This is a genomic window from Pseudomonas sp. RW10S2 (assembly GCF_014268985.1).
Classification (GTDB): domain Bacteria; phylum Pseudomonadota; class Gammaproteobacteria; order Pseudomonadales; family Pseudomonadaceae; genus Aquipseudomonas; species Aquipseudomonas wayambapalatensis.
Genome location: NZ_JABWRO010000003.1, coordinates 82,207 through 107,172, shown reverse-complemented (window position 1 = coordinate 107,172; position 24,966 = coordinate 82,207). Strand labels below are relative to the sequence as shown.

Sequence of the window (24,966 nt, the reverse complement as noted above, 5' to 3'; positions counted from 1 at the left end):
CGGGGATTCAGATCACCACATTACGCACGAATCGCGTGGGCTGGTCGCCGTCGTTGCGGTAGGCATAGCGGCAGTCGCTGGGGAAGATGTGGAACTCCCCAGCGCGCAGGTGCAGTTCACCCCCTTCGATCAACAGCGTCAGGCAGCCCTCGACCACATAGATCTGCTCGCTCCAACCCTCGGCGTCAGCCTCACTGGCATAGTGCTCGCCCGGTGCCAGGGTCCATTCCCAGAGCTCGACCTCGCGCCGCGCCGGGCTGCTACCCAGCAGCACTGCGCGGCTATCAGGCTGCTCGCCGGCCCAGGCCAGCTCGTTGATGCGTGCAGGATCGCGCTGCTCGGGCGCCTGGATCAGCGTACTGAACGCCACCCCCAGCGCTTCGGCGATCAGGTCGAGGGTGGTGAGGCTGACGTTCTTCTCGCCCGCCTCGATGGCGACCAGCATGCGCCGACTCACACCAGAGTGTTCGGCCAGAGCAGTCTGGCTAAGCCCTTTGTCGTTACGCAAGCGGCGAATGTTCTGACTGACGTGCTGCAGCACCGAAGCACGGTGCGAAGAATCTTTGTGCACTATATTGCTCACTGGTAGGGATTGCGCAGTATACTGCCCACTTTGCGGCGATTGTGCGCCGCCCCTTCCGAGTGCGCAAGACCATGACCCAAACCACCAGCAGCCAACGGCCGTCCGTATCCTTTCGCCTGAGCAAAGCCGAATGGGTGCTGGTGTTCATCACCATGCTCTGGGGCGGCACGTTCCTGATCGTGCACAACGTCATGGCCGTGAGCGGACCGATGTTCTTCGTCGGCCTGCGGTTTGCGGCAGCGGCATTTTTCGTCGGGTTGGTATCGGCGAGAGCGCTCTCGGGCCTGACGTTCACCGAGTTGAAAGCTGGCGTGGTGATCGGTGTATCGATCATGCTCGGCTATGGCTTGCAGACCATGGGCCTGCAAACCATCAGTAGCAGCCAATCGGCCTTCATCACGGCACTCTACGTGCCTTTTGTGCCGCTGCTGCAGTGGTTGGTGCTGGGGCGTCGGCCCGGCCTGATGCCAAGCATCGGCATTTGCCTGGCCTTCGTCGGACTGATGCTGCTGGCCGGCCCTGAGGGCGGTGCGCTGCATTTCAGCGAAGGCGAAATCGTGACCCTGGTCAGCGCTGTGGCCATCGCCGGCGAGATCATCCTGATCAGTCGTTATGCCGGCAAGGTCGACGTGCGCCGGGTCACCGTGGTGCAACTGGCAACTGCCTCGGCGCTATCATTCCTGATGATCGTTCCGACCCAGGAACGCATTCCGGACTTTTCCTGGCTGCTGTTGGCCAGTGCCCTTGGCCTGGGTGCCATGAGCGCGGTAATCCAGGTAGCGATGAACTGGGCGCAGAAATCCGTCTCGCCAACCCGCGCCACACTGATCTATGCCGGCGAACCCGTCTGGGCCGGCATCGTTGGCCGTATCGCAGGGGACCGCTTGCCAGGTGTGGCGCTTATTGGTGGCCTGCTGATCGTGATCGCCGTAGTCGTCAGCGAACTGAAGATTCGCCGCGATCGCGATCCCCTTCCAGAGCCGCAAGGCCTGACGCCAAGCGAAAGCGAGACAGGGCGTTGAACTCCTGATCAGCGGCTATGCTCTGAAAAAAACTGTTATAAAAAAACAGCTTGTCACAGCGCTTTTGTAGGATTCTGCCACAGCTTGCGTGTTGGTGATCACCAGCGTGGCACGTATGATCCATGGCAAACCTCTGTAGATTAGAACGCTATGTCTTTGATAGTGCTATTGCTTCTGCCCTTCATCGGCAGTTGCCTGGCAGCCGTGCTGCCGCACAATGCGCGTAACGCCGAGTCCATTCTCGCCGGGCTCGTGGCCTTGGTCGGCACTGTCCAGGTAGCGCTGCTGTACCCGCAGATCGCCCATGGCGGCGTGATCCGCGAAGAATTCCTCTGGCTGCCCAGCCTCGGGCTCAACCTCGTGCTGCGCATGGATGGCTTCGCCTGGCTGTTCTCGCTGCTAGTGCTGGGTATCGGTACGCTGGTGTCGCTGTATGCGCGCTACTATATGTCGCCCCAAGACCCCGTGCCCCGATTCTTCGCCTTCTTCCTGGCCTTCATGGGCGCAATGCTCGGGCTGGTGATTTCCGGCAACCTGATTCAGCTGGTGTTCTTCTGGGAGCTGACCAGCCTGTTCTCCTTCCTCCTCATCGGCTACTGGCACCACCGCAGCGATGCCCGCCGCGGTGCCTACATGGCGCTGATGGTCACGGGCGCAGGTGGCTTGTGCCTGCTGGTCGGCGCCTTGCTGCTCGGCCATGTGGTCGGCAGCTATGACCTGGACAAGGTCCTGGCCGCTGGCGAAACCGTCCGCCAGCACGCGCTCTATCCTGTGTTGCTACCGCTGATCCTGATCGGTGCCCTGAGCAAGAGTGCGCAATTTCCCTTCCAGTTCTGGCTACCGCATGCCATGGCTGCTCCCACGCCAGTCTCGGCCTATCTGCATTCGGCGACCATGGTCAAGGCCGGGGTATTCCTGCTGGCACGCCTATGGCCAACGCTGTCGGGCACCGAGGAGTGGTTCTGGATCGTCGGCGGGGCAGGCGCCTGTACCCTCCTGCTCGGTGCCTTCGCGGCGATGTTCCAGAATGACCTCAAGGGCTTGCTGGCCTATTCGACCATCAGCCACCTGGGCCTGATCACCCTGTTGCTGGGCCTGAACAGCCCGCTTGCAGCAGTTGCGGCGGTGTTCCACATTCTCAACCACGCCACGTTCAAGGCCTCGCTGTTCATGGCCGCCGGCATCATCGACCATGAAAGTGGCACCCGCGACATCCGCCGTCTCAGCGGACTGATACGCCTGGTGCCCTATACCGCCACCCTGGCCATGGTCGCCAGTGCCTCCATGGCCGGCGTGCCTCTGATGAACGGCTTCCTTTCCAAGGAAATGTTCTTCGCCGAAACCGTATTCATTACTTCCAGTGCCTGGGTCGAGGCCGCCTTGCCGGTGATCGCCACCCTCGCAGGCACGTTCAGTGTTGCCTACGCCCTACGCTTTACGGTCGACGTATTCTTCGGTCCGACCGCCCAGGACCTTCCGCATACACCGCACGAACCACCGCGCTGGATGCGCGCTCCGGTCGAGTTGCTGGTCCTGACCTGCCTTGTAGTTGGCATCTTCCCTGCCCAGTCGGTCGGCCCGCTGCTGGCTGCCGCAGCGTTGCCGGTGGTAGGCGGCACCCTGCCAGAATACAGCCTGGCCATCTGGCACGGCTGGAACGCGCCTTTGATCATGAGCCTGATCGCCATGTGCGGCGGCGTAGTGCTCTACCTGTTACTGCGCAAACAATTGCGCCTGGGCCGCTTCCCCTACCCGCCGCTGATCGAACGCTTCAATGGCAAGCGGCTGTTCGAGCATGGACTGGTACGCTTGATGCTGCTGGCCCGGCACCTAGAAGGGCTGTTGACCAGCCGCCGCTTGCAGACTCAGTTGTTCATGCTGGTCGTTGCCGCCTTCCTCGCCGGGCTGACGCCCATGCTGTACAGCGGCATAAGTTGGGGGGACCGCCCCAAGATCCCCGGGTCCGGTGTATTCGTCGCCATGTGGCTGATAGCAATTGCCTGCGCCATCGGCGCAGCCTGGCAGGCTAAGTACCACCGTCTGGCGGCGCTGATCATGGTCAGCGTCTGCGGCTTGATGACCTGCATCACCTTCGTCTGGTTCTCTGCTCCTGACCTTGCACTCACGCAGCTGGTGGTCGAAGTCGTCACCACGGTGCTGATCCTGCTGGGCCTGCGCTGGCTGCCGCGCCGAATCGAAGGTGTCTCGCCCCTGCCTGGTAGCCAGGAGCGTGCACGCCTGCGACGCCTGCGCGACCTGCTACTTGCAGTGCTGGTCGGCGGCGGTATGGCGCTGCTGTCGTACGCCATGCTGACGCGCCCCACGCCCAACGACATCTCATCGTTCTACCTGAGCCGCGCACTCCCCGAAGGCGGCGGCACCAACGTGGTCAATGTGATGTTGGTGGACTTCCGCGGCTTCGATACCTTGGGTGAAATCACTGTGCTGGTCGCAGTGGCGCTAACGGTCTTCGCCCTGCTGCGCCGCTTCCGCCCGCCGAAAGAAAGCATGCAGTTGCCGACACAGCAGCGCCAACTGGCGCCGGACGTGATCACCGACCTGGTCAACCCACGGCATGTGACCGACACCGCACTGGGTTTCATGATGGTGCCTGCGGTGCTGGTACGTCTGCTGCTGCCGATCGCCCTGCTGGTCTCGATGTACCTGTTCATGCGTGGCCACAACCAACCAGGCGGCGGCTTCGTCGCCGGGCTGGTGATGTCGGTGGCGTTCATCCTGCAGTACATGGTCGCGGGCACCCAGTGGGTCGAGGCTCAGATGAGCCTACGGCCGCTGCGCTGGATGGGCACCGGATTGCTGTGCGCCACGCTCACCGGCGCGGTCGCCATGTTGCTGGGTTATCCGTTCCTCACCACCCACACTGCGCACCTGCATCTGCCGTTGCTCGGTGACATCCATGTCGCCAGCGCCTTGTTCTTCGATATCGGCGTGTACACCGTGGTTGTCGGCTCCACGCTCTTGATCCTGACCGCCCTGGCACACCAATCGGTACGTGCCTATCGCCCAGGCCATCCTAAATCCAGCCAGACAGGAGCCGCCTGATGGAAGAAGTCATCGCAGTCGCCATCGGCGTACTGGCCGCCTCCGGAGTCTGGCTGGTACTGCGCCCACGGACCTACCAGGTCATCATGGGCCTGTGCCTGCTCTCCTACGGCGTCAATTTGTTCATCTTCAGCATGGGTAGCCTGTTCATCGGCAAGGAGCCGATCATCAAGGACGGCGTCCCACAGGACCTGCTGAACTACACCGACCCGCTACCGCAGGCACTGGTGTTGACTGCCATCGTCATCAGCTTCGCCATGACTGCCCTGTTCCTGGTGGTCCTGCTGGCCTCGCGTGGCCTGACCGGCACCGACCATGTCGATGGCCGGGAGCGTGAGGAATGAGCTGGATGAATCAACTGATTGTCGCCCCGATCCTGCTACCACTGGTAACCGCTGCGATCATGCTGCTGATCGGCGAAAAGCACCGCCAGTTCAAGGCGCGCCTGAACCTGCTGTCGAGCCTGATCGGTTTGGGTATCGCCGTGACGCTGCTGATGTGGGTACGCGGCCAGGGCCAGGCCGAGTCCATCGGCGTCTACCTGCCCGGCAACTGGCCGGCGCCGTTCGGTATCGTGCTGGTACTCGATCACCTGTCCGCACTGCTGCTTACCCTGACCGGAGTCATCGGCGTCAGCGCCCTGCTGTTCGCCCGTGCCCGCTGGGACGGTGCCGGCGCCAGCTTCCACGCACTGTTCCAGATTCAGCTGATGGGCCTTTACGGCGCGTTCCTGACCGCCGATCTCTTCAACCTGTTCGTGTTCTTCGAGGTACTGCTGGCGGCGTCCTACGGTCTGTTGCTGCACGGTTCGGGACGCGCGCGGGTCAGGGCCGGGCTGCACTACATCGCCATCAACCTGTTCGCCTCGTCGCTGTTTCTGGTCGGCGCGGCCATGCTCTATGGCGTGACGGGCACACTGAACATGGCCGACCTCGCACTTAAGATCCCGCTGGTTGCAGAGGCCGATCGCGGCTTGCTGCACGCCGGAGCGGCGATCCTGGCCATGGCATTCCTGGTCAAGGCCGGTGTCTGGCCGCTGAACTTCTGGCTGGTGCCTGCCTACTCTTCGGCCAGCGCACCGGTCGCTGCACTGTTCGCCATCATGACCAAGGTCGGCCTGTACGCAGTGCTGCGTCTGTGGACGTTACTGTTCTCGGGCCAGGCAGGCGCCTCGGCGAATTTCGGTGGGGAATGGCTGGTGTACGGCGGCCTCGTCACCCTCGCGGTGGCTGCCGTCTCGATCCTCGCCGCCCAGCGCCTGGAGCGTCTCGCCGCGCTGAGCATCCTGGTCTCGGCTGGCACGTTGCTGGCCTCGGTCGGTTTTGGTCAGGCGGCCCTCACCGGCGCGGCACTGTTCTACCTCACCAGTTCCACCCTGGCCTTGTGCGCCTTGTTCCTGCTGGCCGAATTGATCGAGCGCTCGCGCTCGGCCAACGAAGCGCCCCTGGACGACGAAGAGGACGCCATCCCGCCGCCGCTCGAGTCCCTGCACCCACCCAAGGGCATCAACCTCGACGACGAGCAGAAGGCAGTGATCGGTCAGATCATTCCCTGGACCATGGCCTTCCTAGGCTTGAGCTTCATCGCCTGCGCACTGCTGATCATTGGCATGCCGCCGCTGTCCGGCTTCATCGGCAAGCTCAACCTGATCAGCGCACTGTTCAACCCGCAAGGCCTGGGCATGCCACCCGAGCAGCCCCTGTCAGCGGCGGGTTGGTGCCTGGTAGCCCTGTTGCTGCTATCGGGCATGGCATCGCTGATCGCCTTCGGCCGCGTGGGCATCCAGCGCTTCTGGAAACCGGAGGAGCGGCCATCGCCATTGCTGCGCCGCTATGAATGCGTACCGATCGTGCTACTGCTGGGGTTGTGCATTGCCCTCAGCATCCAGGCCGAGCCGCTGCTGCGCTACACCCAGGACACCGCCGCTGGCCTGCAGGCACCCGACGCCTATATCCAAGCGGTGATGTCCACCCGCCCCGTGCCTGGGCCGACCACCATGACGCAGGTACAACCATGAACCGGCTGTTCCCCGCCCCGCTACTGTCACTGGCGCTGTTCGTGCTGTGGCTGGTGCTGAACCTTTCCGTCAGCCCTGGCAATCTGCTGCTTGGCGCCGCCCTCGGCATCCTTGCACCCGTGCTGATGGCGCCATTGCGCCCGCAACACGCCCATATCCGCCGCCCGCTGGTGATTGCACGCTTGATCGGCCGTGTGGGCCTGGATGTGATCCTCTCCAACCTGCAGGTTGCCCGAGGCGTGCTGCGAGCCAGCAGCCATCCACCACGTTCTGCCTTCGTGCACATCCCCCTGTCGCTGCGCGACGCCCATGGCCTGGCCGCCCTGTCGATGATCACCACAGTGGTGCCCGGCACGGTCTGGTCAGAGCTGGCCCTGGATCGCAGCATCCTGTTGCTGCATGTGTTCGACCTGGACGACGAAGCCGCCTTCATCGAACACTTCAAGCACACCTACGAACGCCCGCTGATGGAGATCTTCGAATGACTGGCCTGCTCGCCAACGCCATTCTCGCCAGCCTGTTCATCTTCATCATCGCCATGGCCCTGGCGCTGGTCAGGGTGTTCCGCGGCCCTTCGGCGCAGGACCGGGTCCTGGCGCTGGACTACCTGTACATCCTGGCCATGCTGATGATGCTGGTACTGGGCATCCGCTATGCCAGTGATACCTACTTCGAAGGTGCGATGCTGATCGCCCTGTTCGGTTTCGTCGGCTCCTTTGCCCTGGCCAAGTTCCTGCTGCGCGGAGAGGTGATCGAATGATCCAGACTGTCGAACTACCGTTCTGGCTGGAGCTTGCCACGGCCGTACTGCTGCTTACAGGCAGCCTGTTCGCTTTGGTCGGTGCAATCGGACTGGTGCGCCTGAAGGATTACTTCCAACGCATGCATCCCCCGGCACTGGCCTCGACCATCGGCGCCTGGTGCGTCAGCCTCGCCTCAATCCTGTACTTTTCCGGTCTCAAGCAGGGGCCGGTGCTGCATGCCTGGCTGATACCGATCCTGCTGTCGATTACCGTGCCGGTGACTACGCTGTTGCTCGCGCGGGCCGCCCTGTTCCGCAAACGCATGTCTGGAGAGCAGGTGCCGGATGAGGTCAGCAGCGGTGGCGACCGGGGCAACTGAGCGCCAGTCGGATCTGAATGGTCAACGCTGTCAGTGCTGGGTCAGGCGCTGCAGCTCGCGCCGCACCATGGCCACATAAGGAGGCGGGCCGAGCCGATAGAGCTCACCCGCTACCCAGGACAGCCAGCCTTCTTTCAACTGTGCTCGATGGGCGATCAGGCGCTCGGCGTCCCGAATGGCTTGAGCCTTGTGACGCTGGTGAAACTCGGCGCGCCCCGCAGGCAACGCATCGTCGCCACTCATTCACTGGCCTTGAAAGTGGTCAGCTCGCCCTTGCGCCATTTGGCGACCTTGCCGGTCACCGCCTTGAGCAGTTTGCCCAGGCCTTCCGCCACCTGGGACTGGGCAGCGAACACAAGCATCACGCCCTGCCCGTCACGGAAGACAATGCCGTCGCCCTCGGGCACCGAGACGAACGCATAGTCACCCACCCCATATACATTGAACTTGATCTCGCGAAAACGAAGCTCGAGCTTGCCACCTTCGCGGCTGGGCAGGACGGCGGCACGGAAGTGATCCCCGACCTTCAGTTCCAGACGTTGCTTGTCATCGACAACCATCGCGTTGTCGGTATCGATCTCGGCCATGTAAAGGCCATCGGGGTTCTGCTCGGTGACGTAGATGAAACGGCCCTGAAAGAGCTTGACCAACTTGGCCCGCAAGTCGCCCAAAGCGAACAGGGCGTGGGTATCCAGAGTACTAACTGCCAATGAAGTGATCCTCGAACCGGTTGTTTCCCGCCGCCACACGAAGTCGTGAAGGCGTGACGCGGCGGCCATTTCAAAGTGATGTCTGAAAGGTTAGTGACACAATGCTTGAAGCGTCTGCGGGGCTCATCGATACGGCAAGTAGGATTTTTTACACTCGCACGCCAACAAAACCCCTGGAGAACACTCGGCATAGATCCCGCATGGGGAACAGTTTTGTCTGACAACAATGCCGCCAGAAAAGATGCAATAGATAAAGCCAGGCCCCTCGGCAGAATGGGTCCGATATTCGTCCATGCATTTACAGGGGAAAGAATATGCACGAAAACACCGAAATCCGTCGAGAGGTCTCGAACATTTCTTACATCCGACCTCTACGCAACGTCGCACGTTTCGTGGTAATTCCCGCCGGCGTCGCGTTCTTCCACATCACCGAGCGTACCACTGGCCGGGTCATGGGGTTTCGCCGCAGCCACCTGGCAGCCTGCGAGCTGGCGCGAAGCCTGGACCGCTAAGCCGCATATCCCTTCGCCAGTTGCTGCAACCAGGCGGCCTGGCACTCCAACGCTTCAGCCCGGCTGGCGAAGGCAGTACCACGACGCTCGCCATCGACCAACACCACCCAGCACGCCCGTTGCCCTCGGGCCCGCAGCATCGCAGGTACGCCGGAACCTATCATCACTGCCACATTGACCCGGGATTGCATCATTTCTCTCCACTTAATTAGCAAGCTAACTACATGGGTAGAATACGGTCCTCCAAAGCCGAGAAAAAGCACTCGCCCGTAGAGCTGTATTGCATCAATCGCAACAAATCGACATGTTTTCAGCCCCTACGGAAACGCGAAAGGCCCCGCGGATTGCTCCGCAGGGCCTTGCGCCGAGTGTGTCCGTTCAGATCTGCCGCTGGTGGCGGTCGAGCTGCTCGTGACGCTCCTGGGCTTCGATGCAGTATTTGGTGGTCGGGCTGATCAGCAAGCGTTGCAGCCCAATCGGCTCGCCGCTGTCATCGCACCAGCCAAAGCTCTCGTCAGCAATACGGCCCAGGGCCATCTCCAGCTGCGGCAGCAGGCGCTGATCGCGCTCGATGGCATTGACCAGCCAATGACGCTCTTCTTCGACCGAGGCCACGTCGGCCGGATCAGAAGGCGTGTCCAAGCTTTCGATGGTGGCGCGGCTCAGCTCGATGCGCTCATGGGTCTCGACTTTCATCGCTTGCAGCAGCGCGCTAAAGAACCCGAGCTGATCGGCATTCATGTAGTCATCGGCCGACATGGCCAGCAACTGTTCCTTGGTCATCGATTTCTCTATGAAAAAATGTGCATTTGGGCGATTCGGGTGCCACCGGCGATGGCTCGCAGGCAACGGAATTCTTCAAGCGCCAACCGGCACTCTTTTACAGGGGGCGGCAGTCTAAGGTGCGCGGCCCCGTGGGGCAACAGAAATGACAGAGGAATCTGCCGAATCGGACGGATTACCCCAGGATCATACCCGGGGGTGGGCACCAGCACGGATGGCAACGCACGCCCCGATAATATGCAGCAACAGCGCCATGCTGTCAGCCTGCAGCTGCAACGCCGAACGCCCCGCTCCAGGTAGTGACAAGCTACCTCTACCCCACCTGTCGACGATGATCATCTGGGGTTCCCCTTCATAAAGGAACCTCGGCCATGAGCCTTTCTAGCCCCCACCCACAGGTCGGTGACCTGGATTGCGAGATTGCCAAGCACTTCCAGACAAGACCCTCGCTTCAGGATGTAGCCAGTCGTATGCTCAAGCAGCAATGGCTGGCCTGCAAACTGGATCCCTCACTCGATCCTGCGACCTTGTCCATTCGCAGCACAGGCAAGGCCGGTACAGCCCCCTACCAGCACTCCCTGACCAGCATGCTGATACAGCGCCACATCCTCAAGACGACCCTCAACCTCACACCACTGCAAGACACACTGGTCCAAACTCAGCCAGGCCTTGACGACAAGACACTGGAAACCCCACTGCACCCGATCGAGGCCCTGATCAACGAAACCGCACCGTTTCTACTAAAGGAATATCGCCAGGCGCTGACTGACTATTGGGTGGATGCAGACAAACATGACGGCAAGTCGCCCTGGCAATGGTGCAGCCAATACCTGCGTGAGCGCTACAAAAAAGCACTGGACGAGCACCGCAAGGAGCAGTGGATGGACGACAGGACGCTGGCGGTTGCCCAACAACTGCTGGACGGCACCTCGGATACTCAGGATCCCGTTCTGCACAACGTGCGCCTGGATATGCTGGACAATTGGCAACTCGACCCGGACCTTGCCAGTGCCTTGTTGATCGAAAGCCCGGCCTCTGAAGATAAAGAGGCGGTCACCTTGCTGTTCACCACCAGTGGTCGATTACTGCAGTATCAAAGCCGTAACGCGATGCTGGCCCGGGCCAGGCGGCGTCTACCCGCCGTATTACCGCCTGCACTGAAAATGATGCGCCTGATCGGAATCCCCGGTCGACCGTTCGACAACCAGGCCAGCGGCCTGTTACAGCAACAGTTGCATGGCTCACTCACTGTCACTTCGATACCCGACCGACTTCAACGCCCCAACGAACTCGCACTGGCGCTCGACCGCATCACCTCGATGCTGAGCCTGTGCGGTATCGACGACACTGCAGCCCATGACCGCCTGGCCGCGGAGTTGCCGGTGTGGTTACGCAACGCACAACCGGAGCAACTGCAGCGCTATGCCCTGGTACTGACCGATATCGCACAGACCTACGAAGGCGCCGGCAGGAAGGGCTGGCTGGACGGTATTCTCGACGCACAGGCATTTGCCTATGCCAAGCTTTACCAATGCATCCTGAAAAACCATCCCGATTTCGACCTTGACCTCAAGCAACTGCGCGTCGCGAACCATCAGGTCACTGCCGTCGCAATACCCGGGGCAGGTTCCCTGGTAACCAGTGGCAGCATTCACGTCGAACGATTCGATCTCGCGCAATTGGCCATTGCCAACCTGGGCCTGCTGCAACCTGGCAAAGTGGTGGTCGAATCCATCGATGGCAGTGACGTGCCGGCATGGTTCGACGAATCCTACCTACGCGCACTGATCACCCAGGCGGACATCGCAAAGCACTACCCGCAAATGCTGCGCGCCAAGTTGCTCGAGGACCCGCAAGCCGCACAGCGTCGCACAGCGCTGCTGCGCAAACAGTTGCGCAGCCAGTTGCCGCTGCTGGTCATGGACCTGAACCTGCGCGGCCTGACGTCGGGCCCCGACCTCTCCAGAGAGATCGCCGAAGTGTTTGCCACCCCGCCGACCCAGTCGGCTCAGTGGTACCTTCGACCCTTCGCGTTGCTGTCGAGCCTCGATGCCAGCCCTGATCCTGTGAGCAATACCTGGCTGATCGAGCAGAATGCCTACAATGGTGGCCCATGCCTGCTCTATCGCCCGCTGCTGGCCACCCCCCTGTCGTACTTCCAGGACCGCATGGCGCTGTTCGAGGCGCTCGCCACACCTGGCGACCTGCAGGACGACATCCTGCAACGGCTCCCGGAACAGGCGCGCAAGGTATACGCCTACGGCGGTTTTCGCGAACCGCACCTGTTTCATCCAGGAGAGGACGATTGGGCGGTGCCGTTCGGCAAGCCCGCCCCTGCGTCGCTGTCGATCGAACCACCCTGCCCAGACCCCGCATCAGCGCTGTACAAGGCCTGCGTAGAGGAAACCATTGCGCAATTCAGCAGCCATGCGCAAAGCAGCGAACAGGCACGTTGGGCACGCTGGCAGACACTGGGTTGGCTGCTGCTCAATACGGTACTGCCTTTCGCGCCCGAATCCGTGGCTACTGCGGGCTGGATCGTGCAGATGGAAACCACTTTCCTCCAGGCAACCAGCGACCGGCCACAGGACACCAGTGACCGTGCCGCCAGCCTGGTGGAACTGTTGCTGAACCTCGCCACACTGCTGTTCGCCCATGCTCGTCGAAGGATCGACCTACAACGACCGCTGGAGCCCCCTATCGTCGACCCGCTGGCCACGCCCAACCGCGATCAGTTGCCGACGCTGGTAAACGGGAGCGCCGATCCTCTGGCCGATTTCTCCTGGAGCAATCCTTTGTTCAAGCTCGACAGTACCCAGCGTCAGTCGCTGCTGGCGCTGCGGGCGCCCTATGAGATCGACGAACTGGGGCCTCCGATACCTCAGGGTGCATTGCAGGGCCTGTTCCTGCATGACGCACGCACCTGGGTCTCACTCGGCGGCAGTGTCTACGAGGTACAACTGGATCCTGTCGCACAGCGTCAGCGCATCATCGACACCGCCAACCCGGACAAGCTGGGCCCCTGGATTCGCCGCGAGGAGGATGGCCGCTGGGGATTGGACCTGCGTCTGCACCTCAAGGGTGGCATGCCCCTGGGCAAGCGAATCACACAGCTCAGGGCCGAAAACGCAAAGGCCCTGGCAACGCTGAACGCGACAATCATCGAGGAACGCGCGCAATCTCAAAGCCGTCAGCAGATGCTGGTCGATGCAGTGAAGGAAGTCGGGGGTAAGGAGGATGAAGCGTCGTTGCATAAGTACCTGGGGACCGCCAAGGAATGCTCGACTTTCTGGGGACAACACCTGGAGCACCTCAGACAACGCAACGAGCGCGCAGTACTGGAGAAGTACAAGATCCGCCGAGCGTTTGCCCTCAGCCAGCATGTGCGCTGCGAACAGGAGGTCTTCCGTGCACTGAATCGCTTGCATGAACCACTACGCGCTCGAATGCTCGAAATGTACGGTCGGCAGAACAGCGGCCATGAGATAACCCCTGCAGAGGCCACCACCCTCACCGAATGCATCGAGAAGATACTGTTGCTGCTGGACCAGATGGTAGAGCACGGCTCCCTGCTCACCGAGCAAAGAGCACAACTCGAAAAGCTGCGCAGCGAACACCAGCCCGAGATCAGCAGCTACATCGAGGTGGTGGACCAAGGTGGCATCAAGCCCCCCTCGAACCTGGTGCTGCGCTGGATGCGCATCGAAGCCTGCACCAACCGCATGACCATGCTCCAGCAACTGGATGAGGACGGCTCCTTCTGGATGAAGCGCGCCTGGAACAACCTGCAGATGAGCATCACCCAGCACCTGCAACTGGCCAGGTTGAAGAGCCCGGGAGAGGAAGTTACCGCCCGGGTCCTGCACAGCATCACCGGCCAGCTCAGAACGGCTCGGCGACAACTGAACAATCTGATCAGCCATATGGACCCAGAGCGCAGCCATGATGAATTAAAGCGCATGGAACAGGATTTCGATGCGTTCACGAACGACGTGACCAAGGAGGCCGACGAGCTGCCTGAGTTCATCCCGGTCAGCACGGTCCAGCAACTGCGAGCGCAACTGCCCGGGCTGATCGAGACACAGGAGCATGGCATCCTGCTAGGTACAGTACGTGAAGGCAATCCGAACATCGTCGACATCCCCACCCCCGCAAGTGAGACACCCTCTCGCAGCTACACACTCCAGGACGATCGCTGGGTCGAGCTGGAAGTAGCAGCGCCCGAGGCAGCACCTGTTCCGGCACAACCGCCCAAGCTCAAGCGCCTGCTCAAGAGCGGCAAGTCCTGCATGGCTGCGGCACGCATGGAGCTGGTACGCCTAGGCAAGTCGTACTCGAATAACTACCTGCCGGTGGAGATAGAGGAAATTCTCACCGACCATCGCGCCAGCCTCGACAGCGCCCGCGAGGCCATAGAACGCCGTCTCACTGCGGACAATGCCACCGATGAGGCCAGCGCAGACAGCGACGCGGCGGTCGTCATCAAGGAGATCGAGGACCTTGCGGCACAGCTCACGACCGAAAGCCTCAGGCTGCGTACCAAAGCGGCACTCAAGCAAAAACCGCGCATGGGTGAGCTGCAATTCCTGATCAAGCAGAACCAGGTGACGATCAGTCCTGTTGGCACGCGCAAAGCCCTGACCAAGGTCAAGGGCAGGCCTGCTGATTTCCTCGACGAATATGTCGTGCAACACGACGAGCAGGCGATCTGGTACGCCCACTTTCACTATCGCTCGAAAACCGCCGCCAAAGTGGATTTCGTTGCCGGCCATCTGAAGCTGGCCAGCCAACGCTTTGCCCAGGGCAAGACGGTCACCAGCCCGCAGACGCTGATTCAGGAAGAGGTGTACCGCAGCCCGATCTCGTTGGCCGACGCGAAACAATACTTCTTCACGGACTGAAACAGCGGGGCAGCGCCCTGGCGCTGCCCCTCAACCTCAACAGTCCTTGAACTGCGCCTCGCGCTTGGCGATGAACGCTGCCATACCTTCCTTCTGATCTTCCGTGGAAAACGCCGCGTGGAACACGCGACGTTCGAACCGCACACCCTCGCTCAGGCTCACCTCGAAAGCACGATTGACGCTTTCCTTGACCATCATGCTCACCGGGATCGACTTGCTGGCGATGGTCGCCGCCACCTTCAGCGCCTCTTCCAGCAGCTCGGCCTGGGGCACCACGCGCGCCACCAGCCCTGCCCGCTCGGCCTCCTCTGCGCCCATCAGACGGCCAGTCAGGCACAGCTCCATGGCCTTGGCCTTGCCCACGGCGCGGGTCAGGCGCTGGGTTCCGCCCATGCCCGGCAGCACGCCGAGGTTGATCTCCGGCTGGCCAAACTTGGCGTTGTCCCCGGCGAGAATGAAGTCGCACATCATCGCCAGTTCGCAGCCACCGCCCAGGGCAAAACCCGACACCGCGGCGATGATCGGTTTGCGCCGATTGGCGATGCGGTCGGCGTCGCTGAACAGGTCGTCGACATAGATCTGCGGGTACTTGAGCTCGGCCATCTCCTTGATGTCGGCGCCCGCGGCGAAGGCCTTGGCAGAACCGGTCAGGACCACGCAACCGATGTTCGGATCACGCTCGAGCTGATCCAGGGCCTGGTTGATCTCGGCCACGATCTGCGCGTTCAGGGCATTGAGCGCCTGGGGACGGTTGAGGGTGATCAGGCCGACCTTGCCGTGGATGTCCAGCAGGATTGTTTCGAATGCCATGCAAGCTGCTCCTTCAAAGATTGCGCGCAATGACCATGCGCTGAATGTCACTGGTGCCTTCGTAGATCTGGCAAACCCGCACATCGCGATAGATGCGCTCCAGCGGGAAGTCCTTCAGATAGCCATATCCGCCGAGCGTCTGCAAGGCATCCGAACAGACCTTTTCGGCCATTTCCGAGGCGAAAAGCTTGGCCATCGACGCTTCCACCAATGCCGGGCGCCCGGCATCGCGCAGGGCTGCCGCATGCAGCACCATCTGCCTGGCCACGGCGATGCGCGTGGCCATGTCGGCCAGACGGAAGGCCACGGCCTGGTGCTCGACCAGTACCTTGCCGAAGCTCTGGCGCTCCTTGGCGTAGTCACGCGCGACCTCGAACGCCGCACGGGCCATGCCGACGGCCTGCGAAGCGATGCCGATACGTCCGCCCTCGAGGTTGGCCAAAGCGATCTTGTAGCCCTGCCCCTCTTCACCCAGGCGATTGGCCACCGGCACCCGCACATCATCGAAGACGATCTGGCAGGTGTCGGAGGCGTGCTGGCCGAGTTTTTCTTCAACCCGCACCACCTGATAGCCCGGCGTGTCGGTGGGCACGATGAACGCACTGATCCCGCGCTTGCCCGCCTCGGGATCGGTGACCGCGAAGACGATCACCACCCCGGCGTTCTGGCCGGAAGTGATGAACTGCTTGCTGCCATTGAGCACGTAGTGATCGCCCTCCAGGCGCGCACGCGTCTTCAGGCTGCTGGCATCGGAGCCCGCCTGGGGCTCGGTGAGGGCGAAGGCACCGAGCATCGCGCCGCTGGCCAACGGCACCAGGTAACCTTGCTTCTGCGCTTCGGTGCCGAACTTCAGGATCGGCACGCAACCCACCGAGTTGTGCACGCTCATGATGGTCGAGCAGGCCCCGTCGCCGGCGGCGATCTCTTCCAGGGCCATGGCGTAGGCGACATAGCCGGTGTCGCTGCCACCATACTGCTCCGGCACCAGCATCCCGAACAGGCCAAGCCCGGCCATCTCATCGATGGCCTCGCGCGGGAAGCGATGCGCCTTGTCCCATTGCTCGGCAAACGGCTTGAGGCGCTCCTGGGCGAAGTCCTTCACCGCATCGGCGATCTGTTGTTGCTCGTCAGTTACCAGCATGGCTCACCTCAGTACAGGCATTCGACCGCGATCGCCGTGGCTTCGCCGCCGCCGATGCAGATGGCCGCGATCCCGCGGCGCAGGTTGTTCTGGCGCAGGGCCGACAGCAGCGTCACCAGGATGCGCGCGCCGGAAGCGCCGATCGGATGGCCCAGAGCACAGGCGCCACCATGGATGTTGACCTTGTCGTGGGGCAGGTCAAAGTGCTTCATCGCGGCCAGGGTGACCACGGCAAAGGCTTCGTTGATCTCGAACAGGTCCACATCCGCCAGGCTCCAGCCAGTGCGTTTGACCAGCTTGTCGATGGCGCCGATCGGCGCGGTCGGGAACAGCGCAGGCGTATCGGCGAAGGCTGCGTGACCGTGGATCACCGCCAGCGGGTTGAGGCCACGCTTGTCGGCTTCACTGCGGCGCATGAGTACCAGGGCCGCGGCGCCGTCGGAGATGGAGCTGGAGTTGGCAGCGGTCACCGTGCCCCCCTCGCGGAAGGCCGGCTTGAGCTGGGGAATCTTGTCCAGACGGGCCTTGGGCGGCTGTTCGTCGTCCTTGATAACCCTTTTCTCCTTGCCCTCGGTGACCTCAACCGGCACGATCTCGGCGCTGAAGCGGCCATTCTTGATCGCGTCCTGGGCGCGGGTCAGCGAGGCAATGGCGAAGTTATCCTGGGCCTCGCGACTGAAGGCGCCGGCCTGGGCGCAATCTTCGGCGAAGGTGCCCATCAGGCGGCCTTTGTCGTAGGCATCCTCGAGGCCGTCCATGAACATGTGGTCGATGATCCTGCCATGGCCCATGCGATAGCCACCGCGAGCCTTGTCCAGCAGGTACGGGGCGTTGGTCATGCTTTCCATGCCACCTGCCACCACCACATCGGCACTGCCGGCCAGCAGCAGGTCATGGGCCATGATCGCCGCCTGCATGCCGGAACCGCACATCTTGTTCAGGGTGGTGCAGGTGGTGTGCTTGTCCAGGCCTGCACCCAGCGCCGCCTGACGCGCCGGTGCCTGGCCGAGTCCGGCGGGCAACACGCAACCGAACAGCACCTGCTCGACACTGCCGGCATCGAGGCCGGCCCGCTCGACTGCAGCACGGATCGCCACGCTGCCCAGTTGCGGTGCGGTGAGGCTTTTCAGGTCGCCCTGCAGGCCACCCATGGGCGTGCGCACGGCACTGACGATGACAATCGGATCGTTGGCGAGGGTCATGGGTATTTCTCCTTACTTGGCAGCCATGCGCAGTGCGCCGTCGAGGCGAATCACCTCGCCGTTGAGCATGCTGTTCTCGATGATGTGGCGGGCCAGCGCGGCGTACTCCTGCGGGCGCCCAAGGCGTGGTGGGAAGGGAACGCCTGCGGCGAGCGAGTCACGCACCTCCTGGGTCATGCCCGCCATCATCGGTGTTTCGAAGATGCCGGGGGCGATGGTCATCACGCGGATACCGAAGCGCGCCAGTTCACGGGCGGTCGGCAGTGTCAGGCTGGCAATCGCGCCCTTGGAGGCGGCATAGGCCGCCTGGCCGATCTGCCCGTCATAGGCGGCGATGGAGGCGGTATTGATGATCACGCCCCGCTCCCCCCCCTCGTCCGCAGGCCCTTCAGCCATGGCCGCAGCGGCCAGGCGCAGCATGTTGAAGCTGCCGACCAGGTTGACGTTGATCACCTTGGCAAAGCTTGCGAGGCCATGCGGTCCCTGTTTGCCCAAGACCTTTTCGGCGCCGACGATACCGGCGCAGTTGACCAGCCCGTGCAGGCCGCCGAAGGCGTTGACGGCAGCCTCGACCGCCGCTTGGGCGGCCTGCTCGTTGCTGATGTCGGCCACTGCGAAACGGGCGTTGTCACCCAGCTCCCGCGCCTTGGCTTCGACCGCCTCGGCGTTGAGGTCGACCAGCATCACACGGGCGCCGGCCTCGACCAGCATGTGTGCGGTAGCGGCGCCCAGCCCAGAGGCGGCGCCGGTGACGATGAAACTTTTGCGTTGAACGTTCATGGAGGTCTTCCTTCAGGCGCCAGCAGGGGTGGCCTGCGCAGCGCGTTGCTTGGCGATTTCCTGATTGCGCAGGATGAAGCGTTGCAGCTTGCCGCTCGGAGTCTTGGGCAGCTCGCCAACGAATTCGATTTCACGCGGGTAAGCGTGGGCATACAGGCGCTGGCGCACATGCTGGCGCAGGGCCTCTTCCAGCTCGGGACTGGCGCTATGGTCTGCAGCCAGCACCACGAAGGCCTTGATCAGCTCGGTACGCTGCGGGTCAGGCTTGCCCACCACCGCCGCCTCGATCACCGCAGGGTGTTCGATCAGCGCGCTCTCCACATCGAACGGGCCGACGCGGTAGCCGGAGGTGGTGATCACATCGTCGCTGCGACCGACGAAGCTGATGCTGCCGTCGGTGTTGAGCTCGACGGTATCGCCGGAAAGGTAGTACTTGCCGATGAACGCCTTGGTGGGGACGCCGTGGTAACCGCCAAACCAGCACAGCGGCGATTGCTCGCGGTCGACTGCCAGTATCCCTGGCTGACCGGCCGGCAGCTCGTTGCCGGCTTCGTCCAGCACCACGATGCGATGCCCGGGGATGGCGAAACCAGCCGATCCCAAGTGCACCGGATGCACCAGGCCATGGTGGTTGCACAACACCATGCCCAACTCGGTCTGGCCATAGTGATCGTGGATGGTCACGTTCAAGGCCTCGGCGAACCAGCGGATCACCTCGGGATTGAGCGGCTCACCGGCACTGCTGACCACCCGCAGGCGCCCCTGGATCGGTGCCGAGAACGCCTCACCGGCTGCGATCAGCAAGCGATAGGCGGTAGGCGAGCCGGCCAGGTTGCTGATGCCCAGCTTGTCGATGATCCGTGCACAGCTCTCGACGCTGAACGGACCATCGTAGAAGGTGGTGGCATGTCCCAGCGCCAGTGGGCCGGTGACAGCGTAGTACAGGCCATAGGCCCAACCCGGATCGGCCAGGTTCCAGAAGGTATCGTCGGGGCGCAGGTCGATGGCATCGCGCATGTAGCCCTGAAAGGCGATAATCGCGCGCAGCGGGACCTCGAGCGGTTTGGCCGGCCCTGTGGTGCCGGACGTGAACATCAACAGGAAGGGGTCGTCGCCGCTGCGCATAACCGGCTCGCAGTGATCGCTCGCTGCCGCCAACGCCTGCTGGAAATCCAGCTCGTGCGCTGCGGCACCGACCGTGATGATCGTCGGGCATCCGCTGACATCGTCCAGCTTGGGGCGGTTGTTGCGATCAGTGACCACCACCCGGGCATGGGACTGCTCCAGGCGGTGCTCGATGGCCTTGGGGCCGAACGCGGTGAACAACGGCTGGTACACCGCCCCCAGGCGCCAGGTCGCCAGAATCGTCACCAGCAGTTCGACGGTACGTGGCATCAGGCCGGCGACCCGGTCCCCGGGCCCCACGCCCTGATCCTTCAGGACATTGCCCATGCGTGCCGCCATGGCCTGCAGTTGCTCGAAACTGTAGCGTGCGCCGTTACCCTCCTGGTCTTCACAGATCAGCGCAGGCAGGTTGCCGCCTACATGCCGGTCACAGCACTCGACACAGGCATTGAGTGCCTGCAGGTTGCCCTGCAAGGCGGCTGCGGCAACCCGGGCATATTCGAATGCTCGCGCGGCCTCGGCGTAATCACGCATCGTCGGACTCCTGGTTTCTTGTTGTTGGAGTTGAACCCTTGGTCCGACGATAGTCGCGCTGCCTGAGCTTGCGGACAATGGCAAAAGCGCTCATCAGGCATGATCGGTTTGGTCACTGTGGCGTCAGCGCCCAGAGCATTCAGCCAAGCCCTCGCTCCCTGCCCTTCAGCATTTGCCGGGTCATCTCACGGATCATCTCGAGTTCCTCGACGTCCCGCTGCCCCCCCAGCGCCTCGATCTCCAGGGCAAGGTCCTCGGCCGAAAGCTGGTCAGCCCTGGCCTGCAGCGCCACCAACCGCGCCTGATGGGCCGTTTCGACGCCGTCGAAGACCGCAGCATGGCGCTCGAGCATATAGCGTCGCCAGAACGCACGCTGGCTCAGGCTTTCACCCAAGGCTTCGATCGACTCCGCGGCCCTCACCGCCACCAACGCATCCTGAAGCTGGCTATCTGTCACCTCGGCCGCCGAGGCATAGGCCATGAACCGCGAAGTGAAAGGCAGGCTCAGGCGTTCCCGCAGGCTCACGCGGTAGTACAGGCGCACCGCAAGCTGGTCGACACTGTCACGGGCCTCGACCCGGCGACGGATGTCGGCACGGGCGAACAGGTCCAGCCGGTCCAGGCGAAACAGCCCCTGACCGAGCGTGATCAGCTCAATGCCCCGCTCATGCAAGGTGTTGGCATCGGCACGGGCAATCGCTACATAGCGCTGCAAGTCACTGAAACGGTCACTGACCGCATTCAGGCAGGTCAGGTTCTCATCGGCCAGCGCGTACAGCCGGTTGCGCAGGTCAGCGTCGGCGCTGATGGCATCGAGCACCGACCACACCCGCGTCGACAGCACCTCAGGCACCTGGGCGTAGTCCTGGGTGAGCGTCAACCAACCCAGCAACTGGAAGAACCCGTCACTGTCGGGCATCGCCTGCAGCGTGTTCCACTGGAACAGCCGCGCGTTGTGCAACTCCGCATCGCCCCTGTCCAACCACGCGGCGCGCACGGTGTCGATATTCTGCCGGGCCATTCGCTCGGGAAGGTGCAGGTGCTCCTGGATCGTGTCGAGGCCATAGAGCCCTTGCAGCTCACTGTTCGACAAAGGATTGCCGTCGACCATGAAGCCGCGGCGAAAAACATTCGGCATCTGCAGGACGGCCGCTGGCACAACACGAATCTGGTTGTCGCGCAGGTCGGCGCGCTCGAGAAACCCGCACTGCTCCAGACCGTCCGGCCAGGCGCCCAATCGACAATGGCGCACACTGACCTCGCGCAGTTGCGGCAAGTGATTGAAGCGCAGGACCAACGCCCCCAGCGGATTGTTGCTCAGGTCCAACTGGCTCAAATGTGGCAGGCCGGTCAACGCCTGGATACCCGCCTCATCGAGACGAATGGCGTTGCTTGCCAGGCGCAGGCGACGCAGCTCAACCAGACAGGCGATACCTCGCGGCACCGCCAGCAGATGATTGCCCCCCAGGTCCAGCTCGCGCAGGGCACTGAAGCAACGCAGGAAATCGGACGGTATATGGTTGAGCGAGGTGTCGCTGATCACCAGCGTGGTAACGTTGTCGAACGTAGTCGATTGGGCGAAAGCGGGCAAGGTCTGCAATTGTGCGCCACTGAGCACCAGGGTCTGCTGCCCTTCCTGAAGGCGCCAGGCCTGGCGCATGCGCTCGGCAGCCTGGACGCGAGCGGCGTGGCTGCTGCCGCCAAGCCCGGCGCTGAGCCACCCCGTGAGTGCACTCTCCAGCCGTTCGTAATCATGCTCAAGCTCGGCCAGTCGCCGGTACACAGACCCGGACACCTGCTGCATCTGGCTCAGCCGTGCCTCGAGTTGGGCGGGCAAGAGATCCGGGTAGATCGCGCGTAGACGATCCAGCAGCGCCTGCCAGGACGAGCCGGGCTGCCCACGCCCACTGAGCGGATACCCGACACGCCCATCGGCCATGCGCCGTCCGGGGTTGAACCACGGTTTCCCCAGGGTCCAGCCCAGCAGGTGCACACGCTCACTGCGTGTGCCCGGCAGTTGTGCACGCAACGCCGTGCGCAACAGCAAATCTGCATTTGCACCTGCCAGTCCCAGTTCGGTCCGCACCTCGACCGACAGCGCGTCGATCAGCGCCTGTCCCAGGGACATCGCAGGTTCACCCTGCTTCCGTGCGTCATGGTCATAGCGTTGGAACTGGCAGTCCTTGTGCACCAATGTGACCTGGGAGGCAGCGTCGGCAACCGGTCCGATAGCCTTGACCACCCGCCCATCAAGGGCTCCTTCGCGCAGCACCAGGCGTAACGCCTGTGGCCACCCGGGTAGCCGTGCCGCCAGCGCCAGGATCAGCTCGGCGCCCTCGTCGCTGTATACATTGTCCAGGTACAGCGATTCGCAAGCGCGGTTCAGGCGGGCCAGCTGCAACAGGCCGCGGGCGTCGTTCGCCACATCCAACGGCACACGTGATTCAGCCAGGGCGATCTTGCGCAGATGGCTCGACACCCTGGCAGTTGCCTGCTGGGCATAGCGGGCAGGCAACCCGGGAAAGTCGCGCTGCAACAGCGTACACAACGGGTCTGCAGGCAGGTTCTCGGCCACCAGATACCGGAACAGATCGTGGCGCAGCGCGGATCCCTGCGCCAGCAAGGTCGTGCGCAGCGTGGCCTTGTCCGCCTTGCGCGAACCTGGCAATGCCAGGCACCACGCCTCGATGCGCGCATCGTCCGCGGGTGCCTGATCCGCGGCCAACGCCGTGAAGAATGCCGAGACCTGCCGGTCCGCGTCGAAGCGTCGCAACGTCTCGCGCAGATTGGCCGGAAGCTCACGGTTGTCCACCAGCAAGCCACGCAGTTCTTCGACGCTCATGTCCGCCATGTCGAGAACGGCCATCGCCTCGGTGCGGGTCAACAGCGGCTCCTGGGGCCACAGGCTCTGCAGCATCCGTGCCTCGTCCGACCACTCCAGCGGTCGCTCCAGGTGCAGCCGCCAGCCACGCTCGCCAAGGGTTTCCAGTGCCGGCCCATAGGCAGCCACACGCAGCGGATGACGCACGCGCCAGCCACCTTTAGCCGAGGGTTGGTGCACTGCGAAGAAACGTTTGCCAACCCGCAGCCAGCGCGTGTCGGCACTGCTATAAAGCCCATCATCCTGCAGGCGCGGCTGTTGCGGCTCGGCAACATAAGGGGCCAGCGAGTTTGACCACAGACGCATGCCGACGCCCGGCACAGCGACAGGTTCCAGGCCATCGACATGACTGGCGCGGGTGAACCCGCGCGCAACCACCGCTGCGCCTCCCGCCACCGCAGCCGTGACAGCAACGGTCTCGGCCACCCCGAACAGATGCTCAAGGGCTTCGTGTTGATGACCACGGGTCCAGTCCAAGACCCCTTCGAACACCTGCGAAAGGGTCTGCACCACCAACTGGCCAAACAGCATCGCCCCGATCGCTGGAATGAACAGCCCCGCCAGATTGGCCAGGCCAAGCCCGACCGACTGCCACGCCTGCAGGCGTGACTGGGTCGCAGCATGATCAGCATCAGCAGTCGGCACCAACAGGTAACGCGCGTCGGACTTCACCCGTCGGACCTGCTGTGCCACCAGTTCCGCGAACAGCTCGCCCTGCGCTGTACTGCCTTCGATCTGCAAGTCCGGGCTGGCATCGGCCAAGCGTTTGCCCAGTGTCTGCAGGAACGCCGGGCGCTGCTCGAGCGCAATCAGGCCACTGAAGAACACCAGGTAGGTCTTGTCCCCAAGCGCAGTGATCAGGGCGGCACACAAGTCTTCCCACGAGTCGTAGCGACGCAGGGCATGTTGTGGGTCGCTGGGCAGGTACAGGATGATGCCCTTGCTCACACCTGCAGCGTCGCGCAGAGCGATAGTCAAGCCATCGACGATACGGTATCCCAACACCGTCAGCATGCCGGGATAGCCTCGCAGCAGCGTCTCGTGCTGCTCGGGTCGACCTTGGGCGATATCCTGCAGGGCGACCTGCTCAAGCGCCGATATCTCCCCCTTGAGCGCTGCAATCTCGATCACAAGGCTCAAGCTCGAGCGCTTGTCCTCGGCCAGCAGCGCGCAGTTCGACGCACTGAAAACCTTTTCCAACTGCGCCTGGTAAAGGCTGCCGACGTTTTTCTTGCGACAGTCGCGTGCCAGATCGCTTGCCGGGCCTGACAGCACAGCATCGGCCCCCGGATGCACAAGCCCGCTGCCCTCGAGTACGGCGTCATCGGCGTGGAAGTTCTGCATCAGTCGCAACAACCCTGGCTGGCGCTTGTAATCCGGTCGATAGAACGGCCAATGCACGCCCGGAACCAGGCCAAACTCGCGCCTGACATCCAGCCATTGCAACTGATCGAGCGTACTGCCCTTCGGCAACCGGCCGCCGAGCAAGGCCGTGAACTGCTCGAGTGCGAAGGTGTGCAGCGGGATCAGGTCGAGCGTTGCCGCACGTACCTTGTCCTGGCTGGCCCGGCTGCTCTTGAAGCGGTCCCGCAGGCGGTTGATCTGGGCCGGCGAGGCGCGCTTGAGCCAGTCGGGCAACCCGGTGCGGATAAAGTCATCGACTGCCTCGGCAACGCTGGGTTTGCCGACGGTCGGGGGAGAAACAGATGTCATGGGATAGGCTCCTTTCGCAAACTTCGCCATGCACTATCGCCGGCCCCCTCAAGCCACGGCAGGAGGA

At 62.8% G+C, this 24,966-nt stretch carries 20 protein-coding genes; 9 read left to right on the top strand and 11 right to left on the bottom strand.

The window, feature by feature from the left end:
* Window positions 1-7 precede the first annotated feature (7 nt).
* Entirely contained in the window at window positions 8-571 is a 564-nt protein-coding gene (locus HU729_RS01780) for a helix-turn-helix domain-containing protein (RefSeq protein WP_186708044.1), read from the bottom strand.
* 83 nt (window positions 572-654) lie between these two features.
* On the opposite strand from HU729_RS01780, the gene HU729_RS01775 reads away from it, so the two are divergent.
* From HU729_RS01775 to HU729_RS01745, 7 genes are all read left to right on the top strand, one after another.
* Window positions 655-1,605, top strand: coding sequence for a DMT family transporter (locus HU729_RS01775; protein WP_186708042.1), 951 nt, complete (start codon window positions 655-657; stop codon window positions 1,603-1,605).
* A 150-nt stretch (window positions 1,606-1,755) separates the two neighbouring features.
* Window positions 1,756-4,668, top strand: a complete 2,913-nt coding sequence (locus HU729_RS01770; protein WP_186666144.1) for a monovalent cation/H+ antiporter subunit A — start codon at window positions 1,756-1,758, stop codon at window positions 4,666-4,668.
* Window positions 4,668-5,012, top strand: a complete 345-nt coding sequence (locus HU729_RS01765) for a Na+/H+ antiporter subunit C (RefSeq protein WP_186666145.1) — start codon at window positions 4,668-4,670, stop codon at window positions 5,010-5,012. The genes HU729_RS01770 and HU729_RS01765 overlap by 1 nt, the downstream gene beginning before the upstream one ends.
* A complete protein-coding gene (locus HU729_RS01760; protein WP_186666146.1) occupies window positions 5,009-6,685 on the top strand; it encodes a monovalent cation/H+ antiporter subunit D in 1,677 nt (558 codons plus the stop codon). The genes HU729_RS01765 and HU729_RS01760 overlap by 4 nt, the downstream gene beginning before the upstream one ends.
* On the top strand, window positions 6,682-7,170 hold the full coding sequence (locus HU729_RS01755) for a Na+/H+ antiporter subunit E (protein ID WP_186708040.1): 489 nt from the start codon (window positions 6,682-6,684) through the stop codon (window positions 7,168-7,170). The genes HU729_RS01760 and HU729_RS01755 overlap by 4 nt, the downstream gene beginning before the upstream one ends.
* Window positions 7,167-7,445: a K+/H+ antiporter subunit F gene (locus HU729_RS01750; protein WP_054894322.1), complete on the top strand. Its 279-nt coding sequence runs from the start codon at window positions 7,167-7,169 to the stop codon at window positions 7,443-7,445. The genes HU729_RS01755 and HU729_RS01750 overlap by 4 nt, the downstream gene beginning before the upstream one ends.
* Window positions 7,442-7,807, top strand: a complete 366-nt coding sequence (locus HU729_RS01745) for a Na+/H+ antiporter subunit G (protein WP_186666148.1) — start codon at window positions 7,442-7,444, stop codon at window positions 7,805-7,807. The genes HU729_RS01750 and HU729_RS01745 overlap by 4 nt, the downstream gene beginning before the upstream one ends.
* A gap of 30 nt (window positions 7,808-7,837) precedes the next feature.
* Here the strand turns inward: HU729_RS01745 and HU729_RS01740 are convergent, their stop codons facing one another.
* Both HU729_RS01740 and HU729_RS01735 read right to left on the bottom strand, forming a co-directional pair.
* The gene (locus tag HU729_RS01740; RefSeq protein WP_186708038.1) at window positions 7,838-8,050 is read right to left on the bottom strand and encodes a hypothetical protein; all 213 of its coding nucleotides are present in this window, start codon (window positions 8,048-8,050) and stop codon (window positions 7,838-7,840) included.
* A complete protein-coding gene (locus HU729_RS01735) occupies window positions 8,047-8,517 on the bottom strand; it encodes a hypothetical protein (protein ID WP_186666150.1) in 471 nt (156 codons plus the stop codon). Before HU729_RS01735 ends, HU729_RS01740 begins: the two co-directional genes overlap by 4 nt.
* A 314-nt stretch (window positions 8,518-8,831) precedes the next feature.
* On the opposite strand from HU729_RS01735, the gene HU729_RS01730 reads away from it, so the two are divergent.
* Window positions 8,832-9,029 carry a hypothetical protein gene (locus HU729_RS01730; protein ID WP_186666683.1) on the top strand — a complete coding sequence of 66 codons (198 nt, stop codon included), beginning with the start codon at window positions 8,832-8,834 and terminating at the stop codon, window positions 9,027-9,029.
* On the opposite strand, the gene HU729_RS01725 is transcribed toward HU729_RS01730, so the two are convergent.
* The gene (locus HU729_RS01725) at window positions 9,026-9,220 is read right to left on the bottom strand and encodes a hypothetical protein (RefSeq protein WP_186666663.1); all 195 of its coding nucleotides are present in this window, start codon (window positions 9,218-9,220) and stop codon (window positions 9,026-9,028) included. The two genes, HU729_RS01730 and HU729_RS01725, sit on opposite strands and share 4 nt — an antisense overlap.
* 187 nt (window positions 9,221-9,407) lie before the next feature.
* Entirely contained in the window at window positions 9,408-9,812 is a 405-nt protein-coding gene (locus HU729_RS01720; protein ID WP_186666151.1) for a TraR/DksA C4-type zinc finger protein, read from the bottom strand.
* 371 nt (window positions 9,813-10,183) lie between these two features.
* Here HU729_RS01720 and HU729_RS01715 point away from each other — a divergent pair, with 371 nt between their 5' ends.
* A complete protein-coding gene (locus HU729_RS01715) occupies window positions 10,184-14,713 on the top strand; it encodes a DUF6543 domain-containing protein (RefSeq protein WP_186708036.1) in 4,530 nt (1,509 codons plus the stop codon).
* 36 nt (window positions 14,714-14,749) lie between these two features.
* Here the strand turns inward: HU729_RS01715 and HU729_RS01710 are convergent, their stop codons facing one another.
* The 6 genes from HU729_RS01710 to HU729_RS01685 all read right to left on the bottom strand — a co-directional run bounded on the left by HU729_RS01710 (window position 14,750) and on the right by HU729_RS01685 (window position 24,899).
* Entirely contained in the window at window positions 14,750-15,523 is a 774-nt protein-coding gene (locus HU729_RS01710; RefSeq protein WP_186666154.1) for an enoyl-CoA hydratase, read from the bottom strand.
* A gap of 13 nt (window positions 15,524-15,536) precedes the next feature.
* Window positions 15,537-16,664 (bottom strand): acyl-CoA dehydrogenase, encoded by a 1,128-nt coding sequence (locus tag HU729_RS01705; protein ID WP_186708034.1) that lies wholly within the window; start codon window positions 16,662-16,664, stop codon window positions 15,537-15,539.
* Window positions 16,665-16,672: 8 nt separating this feature from the next.
* A complete protein-coding gene (locus tag HU729_RS01700; RefSeq protein ID WP_186708032.1) occupies window positions 16,673-17,866 on the bottom strand; it encodes an acetyl-CoA C-acyltransferase in 1,194 nt (397 codons plus the stop codon).
* A 12-nt stretch (window positions 17,867-17,878) separates the two neighbouring features.
* Complete coding sequence (locus HU729_RS01695) at window positions 17,879-18,646, bottom strand: SDR family NAD(P)-dependent oxidoreductase (RefSeq protein ID WP_186708030.1); 768 nt, start codon at window positions 18,644-18,646, stop codon at window positions 17,879-17,881.
* 12 nt (window positions 18,647-18,658) lie between these two features.
* Window positions 18,659-20,305 (bottom strand): AMP-binding protein, encoded by a 1,647-nt coding sequence (locus HU729_RS01690; protein WP_186666158.1) that lies wholly within the window; start codon window positions 20,303-20,305, stop codon window positions 18,659-18,661.
* A 139-nt stretch (window positions 20,306-20,444) separates the two neighbouring features.
* Window positions 20,445-24,899: an NEL-type E3 ubiquitin ligase domain-containing protein gene (locus HU729_RS01685; protein ID WP_186708028.1), complete on the bottom strand. Its 4,455-nt coding sequence runs from the start codon at window positions 24,897-24,899 to the stop codon at window positions 20,445-20,447.
* Window positions 24,900-24,966 lie beyond the last annotated feature (67 nt).

What these genes read in the sequence shown, in the direction of transcription:
- HU729_RS01765 (WP_186666145.1), top strand. Translation starts at nt 4,668, where the DNA reads ATGGAAGAAGTCATCGCAGTCGCCATCGGCGTACTGGCCGCCTCCGGA.
- HU729_RS01730 (WP_186666683.1), top strand. Translation starts at nt 8,832, where the DNA reads ATGCACGAAAACACCGAAATCCGTCGAGAGGTCTCGAACATTTCTTAC.
- HU729_RS01745 (WP_186666148.1), top strand. Translation starts at nt 7,442, where the DNA reads ATGATCCAGACTGTCGAACTACCGTTCTGGCTGGAGCTTGCCACGGCC.
- HU729_RS01775 (WP_186708042.1), top strand. Translation starts at nt 655, where the DNA reads ATGACCCAAACCACCAGCAGCCAACGGCCGTCCGTATCCTTTCGCCTG.
- HU729_RS01755 (WP_186708040.1), top strand. Translation starts at nt 6,682, where the DNA reads ATGAACCGGCTGTTCCCCGCCCCGCTACTGTCACTGGCGCTGTTCGTG.
- HU729_RS01695 (WP_186708030.1), bottom strand. Translation starts at nt 18,646, where the DNA reads ATGAACGTTCAACGCAAAAGTTTCATCGTCACCGGCGCCGCCTCTGGG.
- HU729_RS01715 (WP_186708036.1), top strand. Translation starts at nt 10,184, where the DNA reads ATGAGCCTTTCTAGCCCCCACCCACAGGTCGGTGACCTGGATTGCGAG.
- HU729_RS01705 (WP_186708034.1), bottom strand. Translation starts at nt 16,664, where the DNA reads ATGCTGGTAACTGACGAGCAACAACAGATCGCCGATGCGGTGAAGGAC.
- HU729_RS01685 (WP_186708028.1), bottom strand. Translation starts at nt 24,899, where the DNA reads ATGACATCTGTTTCTCCCCCGACCGTCGGCAAACCCAGCGTTGCCGAG.
- HU729_RS01700 (WP_186708032.1), bottom strand. Translation starts at nt 17,866, where the DNA reads ATGACCCTCGCCAACGATCCGATTGTCATCGTCAGTGCCGTGCGCACG.
- HU729_RS01720 (WP_186666151.1), bottom strand. Translation starts at nt 9,812, where the DNA reads ATGACCAAGGAACAGTTGCTGGCCATGTCGGCCGATGACTACATGAAT.
- HU729_RS01770 (WP_186666144.1), top strand. Translation starts at nt 1,756, where the DNA reads ATGTCTTTGATAGTGCTATTGCTTCTGCCCTTCATCGGCAGTTGCCTG.
- HU729_RS01760 (WP_186666146.1), top strand. Translation starts at nt 5,009, where the DNA reads ATGAGCTGGATGAATCAACTGATTGTCGCCCCGATCCTGCTACCACTG.
- HU729_RS01740 (WP_186708038.1), bottom strand. Translation starts at nt 8,050, where the DNA reads ATGAGTGGCGACGATGCGTTGCCTGCGGGGCGCGCCGAGTTTCACCAG.
- HU729_RS01750 (WP_054894322.1), top strand. Translation starts at nt 7,167, where the DNA reads ATGACTGGCCTGCTCGCCAACGCCATTCTCGCCAGCCTGTTCATCTTC.
- HU729_RS01725 (WP_186666663.1), bottom strand. Translation starts at nt 9,220, where the DNA reads ATGCAATCCCGGGTCAATGTGGCAGTGATGATAGGTTCCGGCGTACCT.
- HU729_RS01710 (WP_186666154.1), bottom strand. Translation starts at nt 15,523, where the DNA reads ATGGCATTCGAAACAATCCTGCTGGACATCCACGGCAAGGTCGGCCTG.
- HU729_RS01690 (WP_186666158.1), bottom strand. Translation starts at nt 20,305, where the DNA reads ATGCGTGATTACGCCGAGGCCGCGCGAGCATTCGAATATGCCCGGGTT.